Here is a 13,270-nt window from a genome sequence, read left to right on the forward strand (position 1 = left end):
GGGGCCGGGTTTTAGTTATGTGATGATTAAAAAGGGACGCAAATGAGTTTTGTGTCCCTTTTGCCCTTTTTTTGACCACTTGCTTGGTAAAGGCTTATTTTTTAGTAAATTCCCCTTGTCAGTCATCGTCGCATTCGCTAGTATTGCTCGGCCTTCAGTTAGGAGGTCGCTAGCCTTGTTCTTAAAAATAGTTTTTTGAACGGCGCTGGCTCAACAATTAGGAACATAGGTGGAAAAATGTTTACAGTTCTACTTGTGATTTACCTGTTGGCAGCGCTTGGTGTAATTGGCCTAGTGTTGATTCAACAAGGTAAAGGCGCAGATATGGGAGCCTCTTTCGGTGCTGGCGCTTCAAACACTGTGTTTGGTGCTGGTGGCTCAGGAAATTTCCTTACCCGAATGACTGCAATTTTTGCAACTACATTTTTTATCCTTAGCTTAGTGCTTGGTAATATGTCTACACATAAAACTGAGTCACAGTGGATTGACCCGACTCAAGGTCAGGTGATTCAACAAGCTGAAGATGCAGTGAGTGAAGTTCCGGCGCAAGGCGACGAAATTCCACAATAATCTGTAAAGATTTGATGCCGAGATGGTGAAATTGGTAGACACGCTAGCATGAGGTGCTAGTGCCTTAGGGTGTGAGGGTTCGAGTCCCTCTCTCGGCACCATGTTTACAAACTTGTAAAACATCTTGTTGGGCGTATAATGCTCACAAGTCGGACGCGGGATGGAGCAGTTTGGTAGCTCGTCGGGCTCATAACCCGAAGGTCGTCGGTTCAAATCCGGCTCCCGCAACCAATTTCAATGCTATTATATAGCTTGTATTGGTAGCAAGTTTGCACAGTGTGAACCTCACTGTGAGTTAAGTGTGATATCAAATATGATGACACTTAACATATAAGGGTCCAGCAACAAAAACCCCGGCTTATACGGGGTTTTTTGTTATCTAAGCATTTATAAATGCATTTAGATGATAATGTTTGCTTGGAATTTAAATTGGGCTTTGAGCCCTTTTTTTGTTTCTGGAGTGGTTAAATGACTGGTTTAGAAAGACAACTTACTGAAATGCTTGACGCTCCAGTAGCAGCATCGGGTTATGAGTTAGTTGGATTAGAATTTATTCGTGCTGGTGAGCACTCAACGCTACGCATTTACATCGATTCACCAAATGGTATCAATGTAGATGATTGCTCTGAAGTTAGTCACCAAGTAAGTGCCGTAATGGACGTTGAAGATCCAATTTCAGTGGCTTATAACCTTGAAGTGTCTTCACCAGGTTTAGAGAGACCACTGTTCAAAGCTGAGCATTACCAACAATTTATTGGTCACGAGGTAAGCATCGTTTTGAAAATGGCTGTCGGCAACCGTCGTAAATGGAAAGGTGATATCCAATCTATCGAAGGCGAGACAGTGAAAGTATTGGTTGAAGGACAAGAAGAAGAATTCGTCCTGAGCAATATTGCGAAAGCTAACCTGATCCCTAAATTTTAGTTCTCCTAGAGAGAAGAGCTTAAGAGGCTAGATTAATGAACAAAGAAATTTTGGCGGTAGTAGAAGCTGTTTCTAATGAGAAAGCAGTTCCTCGTGAGCGTATTTTTGAAGCGCTTGAAATCGCGCTTGCAACGGCAACAAAAAAGAAAAGCGAACTAGAAATCGAAGTTCGTGTTGAGATTGACCGTAAAACGGGTAATTTCGAAACTTTCCGCCGTTGGGAAGCTGTTGAGGAAGTTGAATTCCCAACAAAAGAAATCTCTATTGAAGCTGCAAAGTACGATGATCCAGAGATCGAACTTGGCGGTTTCATCGAAGATGATATCGAATCAGTAACGTTTGACCGTATTACGACTCAAACAGCTAAGCAAGTTATCGTACAGAAAGTACGTGAAGCTGAACGCGCTCAAATCGTTGAACAGTTTATTGATAACGAAGGCGAGCTAGTCACTGGCGCAGTTAAGAAAGTTAACCGTGACACAGTGATTCTAGATCTAGGTAACAACGCTGAAGCGGTAATCCTTCGTGATGACCAACTTCCTCGTGAAAACTTCCGTCCAGGTGACCGTGTTCGTGGTCTTCTATACGCAGTTAAGCCAGAAGCTCGCGGCTTCCAGCTGTTTGTTACTCGTTCTAAGCCAGAAATGCTAGCTGAACTATTCCGTGTTGAAGTGCCTGAGATTGGTGAAGAGCTAATTGAACTTAAAGGTGCTGCACGTGACGCTGGTTCTCGTGCTAAAATCGCCGTTAAAACAAACGACAAACGTATTGATCCTGTTGGTGCGTGTGTTGGTATGCGTGGCGCACGTGTACAAGCTGTATCTAACGACCTTGGCGGTGAGCGTATCGATATCGTGCTTTGGGATGATAACCCGGCGCAATTCGTTATCAATGCAATGGCTCCTGCTGATGTTGCTTCTATCATCGTTGATGAAGATACGCACTCAATGGACATCGCGGTTGAAGCTGACAACCTAGCGCAAGCTATCGGTCGTAGCGGTCAAAACGTACGTCTAGCGTCTCAACTTACTGGTTGGGAACTGAACGTAATGACTGTTGCTGATCTAGAGAAGAAGCACCAAGAAGAAGCAGTTGCTTCTATTGAAAACTTCATGAAGCACCTAGATATCGAAGAAGACTTTGCTCAAATGCTTGTTGAAGAAGGCTTCTCTACGCTTGAAGAAGTAGCCTACGTTCCTGTGAACGAGCTTCTTGAAGTAGATGGTCTAGATGAAGGTATCGTTGAAGAATTGCGTAACCGCGCGAAAGACGCACTGACAACTCTAGCGCTAGCGAAAGAAGAAACTTTCGATGGTGTTGAGCCAGCTGAAGACCTACTTGCACTTGAAGGTCTTGAGCGTGAAATGGCTTACAAGCTAGCAGCAAAAGGCGTTGCGACATTGGAAGACCTAGCTGACCAAGGCGTTGATGAACTAGAAGGCATCGAAGACCTAACTGCAGAGCGTGCAGGCGAGCTAATTATGGCTGCGCGTAACATCTGTTGGTTCGGCGACGAAGAATAATTCAGCAAGGAGAGAGAGCGGTATGACACAATTAACAGTTAAAGCACTGAGTGAAGAGATTGGTACGCCAGTTGACCGCTTAATTGAACAACTTGCTGATGCAGGCATGAAGAAAGCAGGGTCGGACCAAGTGACTGATTCAGAGAAGCAAACATTGCTAACGCACCTTAAAAAGGAGCACGGCGATACTTCTGGTGAAACAGAACCGACTCGTTTAACTCTTCAACGCAAGACCCGCAGCACGCTAAGTGTTGCCGCTGGAGGCGGTAAGAGTAAGGATGTTCAAGTTGAGGTACGTAAAAAGCGTACTTACGTGAAGCGCAGCACTATTGAAGATGAAGCGAAACGTGAAGCTGAGGAAGTAGCTAATCGTGAAGCGGAAGAGAAAGCACAACGCGATGCTGAAGAGCAAGCGAAACGTGATGCTGCAGAGAAAGCACAGCGCGAAGCCGAAGCAAAAGTAACACGTGAAGCGGATGCAAAACGTGAAGCTGAAGAGAAGGCTCAACGCGCACAAGCTGAAAAGGCTAAAAAAGACATGAATTCAAAAAATGCAGACGCTAACGCACAAGCGAAAAAAGAAGCGGATGAACTTAAAGCTCGTCAAGAGCAAGAAGCAACTCGTAAAGCCGAAGCTGAAGCAGCTAAGCTTGTTGAAGAAGCTCGTAAGTTAGCTGAAGAGAACCAAGAACGTTGGTCTGAAGAAGAGAAGAAGAAGAAAGAGCAAGAGAAATCTGCGGATTACCATGTGACGACTTCTACTTACGCTCGTGAAGCTGAAGATGCGGCAGACAAAAAAGATGAGAAAGCACCTCGTCGTCGCAAGAAGAAACCAGCTCCAGCAACTCAGCCTGGCAATAACCGTGGTGGTCGTAACCAACGTGGTCGTGGCGGTAAAGGTAAGCTTGCTAAACCAACTTCAATGCAGCAAGGCTTCGATAAGTCAGCGACTGTTGCAAAATCTGACGTTGCTATCGGCGAAACTATCGTTGTTTCTGAACTGGCTAGCAAAATGTCAGTTAAAGCAACTGAAGTTATCAAAGTAATGATGAAGATGGGCGCTATGGCGACTATCAACCAAGTGATCGACCAAGAAACAGCACAACTTGTTGCTGAAGAAATGGGTCACAAGGTAATCCTACGTAAAGAAAACGAACTTGAAGAAGCAGTACTAGCTGACCGTGATAACGATGCTATCGCTGAAGGTCGTGCTCCTGTTGTTACTATCATGGGTCACGTTGACCACGGTAAAACTTCAACACTTGACTACATTCGTAAAGCACACGTTGCTTCTGGCGAAGCTGGCGGTATCACGCAGCACATTGGTGCTTACCACGTAGATACTGACAACGGCATGATCACGTTCCTTGATACTCCTGGACACGCGGCCTTTACTGCTATGCGTGCTCGTGGTGCTCAAGCGACAGATATCGTTGTACTTGTTGTTGCTGCAGACGATGGCGTAATGCCACAAACAATCGAAGCAATCCAGCACGCGAAAGCGGCAGGCGTTCCTCTGATTGTTGCTGTGAACAAGATCGACAAAGAGGGTGCAAACCCAGACAACGTTAAGAATGAGCTAGCTCAATACGACGTTATTCCTGAAGAATGGGGCGGTGAGAACATCTTCGTTCACATCTCTGCAAAACAGGGTACAAACATTGATGGCCTTCTAGAGTCTATCCTTCTTCAGTCTGAAGTTCTTGAGCTTACAGCGGTTAAAGAAGGCATGGCATCTGGTGTTGTTGTTGAATCTCGTCTTGATAAAGGTCGCGGTCCAGTTGCAACAGTGCTAGTACAGTCTGGTACTCTAAACAAAGGCGATATCGTTCTTTGTGGTCAAGAGTACGGCCGTGTTCGTGCAATGCGTGATGAAAACGGTAAAGACATCGAAACTGCAGGTCCATCTATCCCTGTAGAAATTCTAGGTCTTTCTGGCGTTCCTGCTTCAGGTGATGAAGCGACTGTTGTACGTGATGAGCGTAAAGCTCGTGAAGTTGCAAACTACCGTCAAGGTAAATTCCGTGATGTTAAACTAGCTCGCCAACAAAAAGCGAAACTAGAGAACATGTTCGCGAACATGACGGCAGGCGAAGTTGCTGAACTTAACGTTGTACTTAAAGCTGACGTTCAAGGTTCTGTAGAAGCGATTGCTGACTCTCTACTGAAACTGTCAACTGACGAAGTTAAAGTGAACATCGTAGGTTCTGGTGTTGGTGGTATTACTGAAACTGACGCAACGCTTGCTGCAGCTTCTAACGCTATCATCCTTGGTTTCAACGTTCGTGCTGACGCAACTGCGCGTAATACAGTTCAGAACGAAAACTTAGATCTACGTTACTACTCAATCATCTACCAACTGATTGACGAAGTTAAACAGGCAATGGGCGGTATGCTTGCTCCTGAATTCCGTCAAGAAATCATTGGTCTTGCACAAGTTCGTGACGTATTTAAGTCGCCTAAACTTGGTGCAATCGCTGGTTGTATCGTTACTGAAGGTACGATTAAGCGTAGCAACCCAATCCGTGTACTTCGTGAAAACGTTGTTATCTACGAAGGTGAACTAGAGTCACTTCGTCGCTTTAAAGATGACGTTCAAGAAGTTAAGAATGGTTACGAGTGTGGTGTTGGCGTTAAGAACTACAACGACGTTCGCGTTGGTGACCAGATTGAAGTATTCGAAATCGTTGAGGTTAAACGTACTCTAGACTAATCAGTCTGTACGACTCGACATATTGACTAAGGTTACTAACATTACTAATAAAGGTAATAAAGTAATCGGTTGTTGAATACACCATGGGGGGCTGGTAATTACCAAGCCCCCCATCTTTCTAAGTGAGAAAAGAAAATGTCAAAAGAATTTAGCCGCACACAACGTGTGTCTCAGCAGCTTCAAAAAGAGCTTGCGCTTATCCTACAACGTGAAGTTCGTGACTCACGTATCGGTATGGTAACTATCTCAGACGTAGAAGTGTCTCGTGACCTTGCTTACGCAAAAGTGTTCGTTACTTTCCTATGTATCGGTGAGCAAACACCTGAATCATGTCTTGCTGCTCTTAAAGAGCATGAAGTGCCAGTTCGTATGGCTCTTGGTAAGCGTATTCGTCACCGTCTAACGCCTGAAGTGCGTTTTACTTACGACAACACACTAGTAGAAGGCATGCGTATGTCTAACTTAGTAAGTGAAGTTTTAAACGACGATAAGCGTAAGCAAGAAGAGTCTGGCCGCACTGATGAAACTCAGTCTAAGGGCGAAGAGTAATGGCTCGCCGTCGTAAAGGTCGCCCTATCAACGGGGTAATTCTGTTAGATAAGCCAACGGGCATTTCGTCTAATGATGCACTGCAAAAAGTAAAACGTATTTACTTTGCAGAGAAGGCAGGGCACACCGGTGCTCTTGATCCTCTTGCGACTGGCATGCTGCCAATTTGTCTTGGTGAAGCAACGAAGTTTTCTCAGTTTCTATTAGATTCTGACAAGCGCTACGTAGTAATCGCTAAGCTTGGTGAGCGTACCAATACCTCTGACTCTGATGGTGAAGTGGTAGAGACACGAGATGTTAACGTGACTCAAGAGCAACTTGAACGCTGCATTGCAAGCTTCAAAGGGGAAACCGACCAGATTCCATCAATGTTCTCAGCATTGAAGTATCAAGGTAAGCCTTTGTATGAATACGCACGTGCAGGTATCGAGGTGCCTCGTGAATCTCGTAAAATCACTGTTTACTCTATTGAACTGCTTCGCTTTGAAGGTGATGAAGTTGAGATGGAAGTGCATTGTTCAAAAGGCACTTACATCCGCACAATTACCGATGATCTTGGTGAAATGCTAGGTTGTGGTGCCCACGTGACCATGCTTCGCCGTACTGGTGTTGCTAAGTATCCGTACGATCGTATGGTGACTTTGGAGCAGTTGAACGAGATCCTAGAGCAAGCGCAGGCGCAAGAAATTGCACCCAAAGAGCTGCTTGATCCACTATTAATGCCAATGGACACAGCCGTTGAAGACTTACCAGAAGTTAACTTAAACGCGGAACTGACTGACCTAGTTCAGCACGGTATGCCCGTTCAGGTTTCTGGTGCGCCAACTGAAGGTACGGTTCGCATGACAAGTGGTGAAGAGAAACTGTTTGTTGGTGTTGCTCAGATTGCTGAAGATGGCCGAGTTGCACCTAAGCGTTTGGTTGTTTTCAGAGATGAAGAGCCACAAGCATAACGCTGAAACCTAGTTAGGTATTGGCGCTTAGCCAGGAAAAGCGAATCAATAATATAGAAAGCGAGCCCTTAATTTTAATGGTTCGCTTTTTTCGTTTTTCATCAGTTCGATTGTTATTGCACCAACTCGTAAACTTCCCTATAATCCTCGGCTCGCGTAGCGGCTGAATCAGAGATTGGCTGCTACAAATATAAACTTACTCTTATCAGGAGAGATTTATGTCTCTGAATGCAGAAACTAAAGCAGCAATCGTTGCAGAATACGCACAATCTGAAGGCGACACAGGTTCACCAGAAGTACAAGTAGCACTACTTACTGCTTCTATCAACCACCTACAAGGTCACTTCAAAGCGCACAAACACGATCACCACAGCCGTCGTGGTCTATTACGTATGGTTTCTAGCCGTCGTAAGCTTCTTGATTACTTGAAAGGCAAAAACCTTACTCGTTACCAAGACCTAATCAAGCGTCTAGGCCTACGTCGCTAATAGCGATGTCTGCAAAGACAGTTTGAAGAAAAGGAGCATTTATGCTCCTTTTTTTGTGCCTGTTATATTTTTAATGTTAAAAATGAAGGTTCTCTGTGCGGTTAACCTGATTTTTAATCGTGAAAATGTCTCTTGCCAAGAAAATAGTTTATACTCTCGCACGCGAATAATTGTTTGATTATTTCGCACCCTAATTAGCTCAACAATAACAGTCACAGATGTCGGCCAATAGGTCGCGACTATTAAAAGCAGATGTTTAGTCTGATTGAACTTCTCGTCTTTTTTTACTAGTCGCGATTAGTTATTGCTGAGCATTCATTCACTTATTCTGAAAAGAGATTTTCAGATGAAGGATATACAATGTTTGAAAAACCAGTTGTAAAGTCATTCCAGTACGGTAACCACACCGTTACTCTAGAAACGGGCGTAATGGCACGTCAAGCTACTGCTGCTGTAATGGCGACTATGGACGATACATCAGTATTCGTTTCTGTTGTTGCTAAAAAAGAAGCTGTTGCGGGTCAAGATTTCTTCCCTCTAACAGTTAACTACCAAGAGCGTACATACGCTGCGGGTAAAATCCCTGGTGGTTTCTTCAAGCGTGAAGGTCGTCCATCTGAAGGCGAAACACTAACAGCTCGTCTGATTGACCGTCCAATTCGTCCACTTTTCCCAAGTGCGTTTAAAAACGAAGTTCAAGTTATCGCTACGGTTGTTTCTATCAACCCTGACGTAAACCCAGACATGATCACTATGATCGCAACGTCTGCTGCACTTGCTATCTCTGGTGCTCCATTCAATGGTCCTATCGGTGCTGCACGTGTTGGTCACATCGACGGCGAACTTGTTCTTAACCCATCAAATACTGAGCTTGAAAACTCTAAACTAGACCTAGTTGTGTCTGGTACAGAAGGCGCAGTACTTATGGTTGAATCTGAAGCAGATAACCTATCTGAAGAAGAAATGCTTTCAGCTGTTGTTTACGGTCACGACCAACAACAAGTTGTAATCAAAGCAATTAACGAGTTTGCTGCTGAAGTTGCAACTCCATCTTGGAACTGGGAAGCGCCAGCAGTTAACACTGAGCTTAAAGCTCAAGTTGCTGAACTTGCTGAAACTCGTCTATCTGACGCGTACCAGATCACTGAGAAAATGGCTCGTTACGAGCAAGTTGGCGCAATCAAGAACGACACTGTTGAAGCTCTAATTGCACAAGACGAAAACCTAGATGAGCGCGAAATCCGCGGCATGCTTGGTTCTCTAGAGAAAAACGTAGTACGTAGCCGTATCATTGCTGGCAGCCCACGTATCGATGGCCGTGAAAAAGACATGGTTCGTGCGCTAGACGTACGTACTGGTGTTCTTCCACGTACACACGGTTCTTCTCTATTCACTCGTGGTGAAACTCAAGCACTTGTTACTGCAACGCTTGGTACACAACGTGATGCACAAATCATCGACAGCCTAATGGGTGAGAAGAAAGACAACTTCCTTCTACACTACAACTTCCCTCCATACTGTGTAGGTGAGACTGGTTTCGTTGGTTCTCCTAAGCGTCGTGAAATTGGTCACGGTAAGCTTGCTAAACGTGGTATCCAAGCAGTAATGCCTTCTGTTGACGAATTCCCATACACAGTTCGTGTTGTATCGGAAATCACAGAATCTAACGGTTCTTCTTCAATGGCTTCTGTATGTGGTACATCTCTAGCACTTATGGATGCTGGTGTTCCAATCAAAGCTTCTGTTGCGGGTATCGCAATGGGTCTTGTTAAAGAAGGCGACGATTTCGTTGTTCTTTCTGACATCCTTGGCGACGAAGATCACCTAGGTGATATGGACTTTAAAGTAGCAGGTACTAACGCTGGTATCACTGCACTTCAAATGGACATCAAGATCGAAGGTATCACTAAAGAGATCATGCAAATTGCTCTTAACCAAGCGCAAGGTGCACGTAAGCACATCCTTTCTGTAATGGATGAAGCTATCTCTGGTGCTCGTGAAGATATCTCTGAATTCGCTCCACGTATCCACACAATGAAAATCAGCTCTGATAAGATCAAAGATGTTATCGGTAAAGGCGGCGCAGTTATCCGTGCTCTTTGTGAAGAAACGGGTACTACAATCGAAATCGAAGACGATGGCACAATCAAGATTGCTGCTACTGAAGGCGCAGCTGCTAAAGAAGCTATCCGTCGTATCGAAGAGATCACTGCTGAAGTTGAAGTTGGCCGCATTTACCAAGGTAAAGTTGCTCGTCTAGCTGACTTCGGTGCATTCGTTACTATCCTTCCAGGTAAAGATGGTCTAGTACACATCTCTCAAATCGCTGATAAGCGCGTTGAGAAAGTGTCTGACTACCTAACTGAAGGTCAAGAAGTACCAGTTAAGGTTCTTGAAATTGACCGTCAAGGCCGTGTACGTCTAAGCATGAAAGAAGCAGTTGAGACGCCAGCTGAAGGCGAAGCACCTGCTGCTGAGTAATTCTTAGCCTATTAATGGGACTATCGCTTTTTAGTGATTTCTAACCCATTGGTAAAAAAGCATGTTATAAAGGGGAGCATATCGCTCCCCTTTTTTATTGCGGTCATAACAGGAGTAATTATTTGTGAAATGGTTTCAAACCGCGAGTATGTGTTTACTGCTTGTACTGACAGGTTGTGCGACAACATCAGATAACACCTCACGTTGGGTTTATCCACCAATGGCTGTGCCGCTGCAACCAAGCGTTCAGCAAGAGGTTCAAATTGCACGTCTTAGTCAATTATTACAGCGCCCGGACTTGAATGATGAAGTTCGATCTAAGATGCTGTTTGAACGTGGTAACTACTACGATAGTGTTGGCCTGCGTGATCTAGCACGTCTCGACTTCAACCAATCTCTTTCATTGAACCCTGCTCAACCTGATATCTTCAACCTTTTGGGGGTTTACTTTACGCAGGTAGGGGAGTTTGATGCCGCTTATGAATCTTTTGATTCTACGTTAGAGCTTGATCCTGCAAACTCTTACGCAGAAAGAAACCGCTCTATCGCACTCTACTACGGCGAACGTTATGATTTAGCCAATGAAGAGATGACGAAGCATTATACCGATGACCCAAGTGATCCATTCCGTGCGCTTTGGTTGTATATCATTCAGCACGAACTCACGCCAGAGCAAGCCAAGCTTGATTTGCAAAAACGTTACGAGAGCCGTGATGAGCAGTGGGGTTGGGTATTAGTCGCGATTATGCTTGATGACATTACTGAAGAGCAGGCTTTTAAGGCCATCTTGACCGGTACTCGTGACAACACGTTACTTGCGCAGCGCCTAACTGAGACATATTTCTACCTTGCTAAGCGTTACCACATGAATGGGGACTACGCGAATGCGATCTCTCTGTACAAGTTGTCAGTGTCTTTCAATGTGTATGAATATGTAGAGCATCGTTACTCTTTCTTAGAGCTAAGCCGTATATTTACTACTCTTAAAGCCGAGCACTTAGCAAAAGTTAAGTTGGCTGAGGCCGAAGAAAAAGCCGACACAAAGTAAACGATATATTTTGATTCCGAAGAACCGCTGCCTGTCAGCGGTTTTTTTATGCTCCTTTTTTATACTCCTTTTTTATAAACAAGGGGGCTAGTTTTGATTGCTTTTTATTTAAACAACACTAAAATAGTTAGCCTTGCTAACTAAATGCGATTCTTGATTAGGTGAGTATGCTGAACCAGAATTTAGAAAAGATTGAGCGCTTCGCCTCTAAGATATGGCGAACTCAGGTAAATGAAGACCCTATTTGCCAATTGAGCTTCAATGAGTATGACTATTTGAAGGTCATTCAATCTTCTCCTGAACCGATCCGATTGACTGATCTTGCGATTGAGATGCAGGTTACAAAGCCTTCAGCAACCACTATGGTTCAGAGACTAGAGAGAAAGGGGCTTGTTGAGCGTAAAGCTTCGCTCGAAGATGCGAGGTCTAAGTTGGTCGTATTGACCAGCAAAGCTGAAGTCGGCTTAGAAGAAGAAAGTAAGATCTATCAGGTCATGGCACAGATATTGGAAAGTCGTTTGTCTGAGCAAGAGTCTCAGCAGCTAAACCTGTTATTAAATAAAGCTTTGAAGTAAATAATTTAGATATTTAGTTAGCCTTGTTAACTAATTTTTCGAGTCATATCTTGTTGATATGCGACTCACAGATGAAAGTAGAGTAAGAAATGAGTAACTCAATTAGTCGTCAGTTTTGGCGATACACAATCCCTACTGTGGCTGCCATGTTGGTTAATGGCCTTTACCAAGTGGTGGATGGCATCTTCATTGGCCGCTATGTGGGGGCTGATGGACTTGCAGGTATCAATGTTGCGTGGCCTGTGATTGGTTCGATTCTCGGTATTGGTATGTTGGTGGGTGTAGGTACAGGTGCGCTTGTCTCGATTCGCCAAGGTGAAAAAGATACTCAAGGCGCTAAGGAGATCTTAGCAACAGGTTTAACCTTGTTGTTGGCGATAACACCTATTGTTTCTGCATTGCTGTTTTTGTTTGCTGATAACTTCTTGCTTTGGCAGGGCGCAGAAGGGCGAGTGTATGAACTTGGCCTGCAATACTTACACATTCTGATTGGCGCGAGTGTCTTCACGCTAGGTTCGATCGCGATGCCGTTTTTACTGCGTAACGATGACAGCCCTAACTTAGCCACCATACTGATGATTGTCGGTGCGGTGATCAATATAGCTCTGGATTATCTGTTTATTGCTCAGTTTGGTTGGGAGTTGAAAGGTGCAGCACTGGCAACCGCGATTGCTCAGTTTGTAGTAACCGGTCTGGGTCTGGCTTACTTCTTCTCACGTCGAGCAAACCTGCGCTTGCGTTGGAATGAACTGAGACTGAAGTTATCGGTAATTCCTGAAATCTTCGCTATCGGTACATCAAGCTTCTTTATGTATGCGTATGGTTCGATGATGGTTGCGCTGCACAATGCGTTGTTCTCTCAATATGGCGACCAGTTGATGATTGGTGCTTACGCGATTTTGGGCTACATAGTGACGGTTTATTATCTCACAGCTGAAGGCATCGCCAACGGCATGCAACCATTGGTGAGTTATAACCATGGTGCGCGTAACCAAGCGAATATCCGTAAGCTACTTAAGATTGCGATGATGAGTTCGGTATTGATTGGTGTGGCGTTCGTGCTGCTTCTGAACGTGTTCCCACGTGAGTTTGTGTCAGTCTTTAACTCAGATGAACCTCAGCTAGTTGAGTACACCGTGTTGGGTATTCGATTGCACATGTTTGCACTGGCGCTTGATGGTTTCTTAGTGGTAGCGGGTGCTTACTATCAGGCGGTCAACAAAGGCAGTAAAGCGATGTTTGTCATGCTAGGTAATATGCTTATCCAGTTACCTTTCTTGTACATTATGCCTAAGTTGTACGGTGTGCCGGGGATCTGGGTTGCGTACCCACTGTCTAATATTGCGCTAAGCGTGGTGGTGATGGTGATGCTCTACAAAGATGTAAAGAAGCTCGATGTCTCACCGATGAATACAGCGGCGGCATAGGTCGTATTTCTTAAGTAGA

At 44.6% G+C, this 13,270-nt stretch carries 11 protein-coding genes and 2 tRNA genes; all 13 read left to right on the plus strand.

Annotated features, from left to right (window positions below):
- Nucleotides 1-237: 237 nt before the first annotated feature.
- A complete protein-coding gene (gene secG / locus AB4180_RS04995; protein WP_009847546.1) occupies nt 238-570 on the plus strand; it encodes a preprotein translocase subunit SecG in 333 nt (110 codons plus the stop codon).
- Nucleotides 571-586: 16 nt separating this feature from the next.
- Nucleotides 587-671: transfer RNA gene (locus AB4180_RS05000), tRNA-Leu, on the plus strand.
- A gap of 53 nt (nt 672-724) precedes the next feature.
- Nucleotides 725-801: transfer RNA gene (locus AB4180_RS05005), tRNA-Met, on the plus strand.
- Nucleotides 802-1,038: 237 nt separating this feature from the next.
- The gene (rimP, locus tag AB4180_RS05010) at nt 1,039-1,494 is read left to right on the plus strand and encodes a ribosome maturation factor RimP (protein ID WP_004734501.1); all 456 of its coding nucleotides are present in this window, start codon (nt 1,039-1,041) and stop codon (nt 1,492-1,494) included.
- Between the two features lie 35 nt (nt 1,495-1,529).
- Nucleotides 1,530-3,017: a transcription termination factor NusA gene (gene nusA / locus AB4180_RS05015; protein ID WP_009847542.1), complete on the plus strand. Its 1,488-nt coding sequence runs from the start codon at nt 1,530-1,532 to the stop codon at nt 3,015-3,017.
- A 22-nt stretch (nt 3,018-3,039) separates the two neighbouring features.
- A complete protein-coding gene (gene infB, locus AB4180_RS05020; protein ID WP_102249134.1) occupies nt 3,040-5,730 on the plus strand; it encodes a translation initiation factor IF-2 in 2,691 nt (896 codons plus the stop codon).
- A gap of 135 nt (nt 5,731-5,865) precedes the next feature.
- Nucleotides 5,866-6,279, plus strand: a complete 414-nt coding sequence (gene rbfA, locus AB4180_RS05025; RefSeq protein WP_009847540.1) for a 30S ribosome-binding factor RbfA — start codon at nt 5,866-5,868, stop codon at nt 6,277-6,279.
- On the plus strand, nt 6,279-7,232 hold the full coding sequence (gene truB, locus AB4180_RS05030; RefSeq protein WP_012604702.1) for a tRNA pseudouridine(55) synthase TruB: 954 nt from the start codon (nt 6,279-6,281) through the stop codon (nt 7,230-7,232). Before rbfA ends, truB begins: the two co-directional genes overlap by 1 nt.
- Nucleotides 7,233-7,450: 218 nt before the next feature.
- Nucleotides 7,451-7,720: a 30S ribosomal protein S15 gene (rpsO, locus tag AB4180_RS05035; RefSeq protein ID WP_004734493.1), complete on the plus strand. Its 270-nt coding sequence runs from the start codon at nt 7,451-7,453 to the stop codon at nt 7,718-7,720.
- Nucleotides 7,721-8,080: 360 nt separating this feature from the next.
- Nucleotides 8,081-10,201 carry a polyribonucleotide nucleotidyltransferase gene (gene pnp, locus AB4180_RS05040; RefSeq protein ID WP_102249133.1) on the plus strand — a complete coding sequence of 707 codons (2,121 nt, stop codon included), beginning with the start codon at nt 8,081-8,083 and terminating at the stop codon, nt 10,199-10,201.
- A gap of 124 nt (nt 10,202-10,325) precedes the next feature.
- Nucleotides 10,326-11,249, plus strand: a complete 924-nt coding sequence (gene nlpI / locus AB4180_RS05045) for a lipoprotein NlpI (protein ID WP_009847537.1) — start codon at nt 10,326-10,328, stop codon at nt 11,247-11,249.
- 167 nt (nt 11,250-11,416) lie between these two features.
- Nucleotides 11,417-11,824, plus strand: coding sequence for a MarR family winged helix-turn-helix transcriptional regulator (locus tag AB4180_RS05050; protein ID WP_009847536.1), 408 nt, complete (start codon nt 11,417-11,419; stop codon nt 11,822-11,824).
- An 89-nt stretch (nt 11,825-11,913) separates the two neighbouring features.
- A complete protein-coding gene (locus AB4180_RS05055; RefSeq protein ID WP_102249132.1) occupies nt 11,914-13,251 on the plus strand; it encodes an MATE family efflux transporter in 1,338 nt (445 codons plus the stop codon).
- Nucleotides 13,252-13,270 lie beyond the last annotated feature (19 nt).

Origin of the sequence: Vibrio sp. 10N.286.49.C3 (assembly GCF_041469545.1) — a bacterium.
GTDB lineage: Bacteria > Pseudomonadota > Gammaproteobacteria > Enterobacterales > Vibrionaceae > Vibrio > Vibrio tasmaniensis_A.

Coding starts and splice junctions, on each gene's coding strand:
- pnp (WP_102249133.1), top strand. CDS start 8,081: ATGTTTGAAAAACCAGTTGTAAAGTCATTCCAGTACGGTAACCACACC.
- rbfA (WP_009847540.1), top strand. CDS start 5,866: ATGTCAAAAGAATTTAGCCGCACACAACGTGTGTCTCAGCAGCTTCAA.
- rpsO (WP_004734493.1), top strand. CDS start 7,451: ATGTCTCTGAATGCAGAAACTAAAGCAGCAATCGTTGCAGAATACGCA.
- AB4180_RS05055 (WP_102249132.1), top strand. CDS start 11,914: ATGAGTAACTCAATTAGTCGTCAGTTTTGGCGATACACAATCCCTACT.
- secG (WP_009847546.1), top strand. CDS start 238: ATGTTTACAGTTCTACTTGTGATTTACCTGTTGGCAGCGCTTGGTGTA.
- nusA (WP_009847542.1), top strand. CDS start 1,530: ATGAACAAAGAAATTTTGGCGGTAGTAGAAGCTGTTTCTAATGAGAAA.
- AB4180_RS05050 (WP_009847536.1), top strand. CDS start 11,417: ATGCTGAACCAGAATTTAGAAAAGATTGAGCGCTTCGCCTCTAAGATA.
- truB (WP_012604702.1), top strand. CDS start 6,279: ATGGCTCGCCGTCGTAAAGGTCGCCCTATCAACGGGGTAATTCTGTTA.
- rimP (WP_004734501.1), top strand. CDS start 1,039: ATGACTGGTTTAGAAAGACAACTTACTGAAATGCTTGACGCTCCAGTA.
- infB (WP_102249134.1), top strand. CDS start 3,040: ATGACACAATTAACAGTTAAAGCACTGAGTGAAGAGATTGGTACGCCA.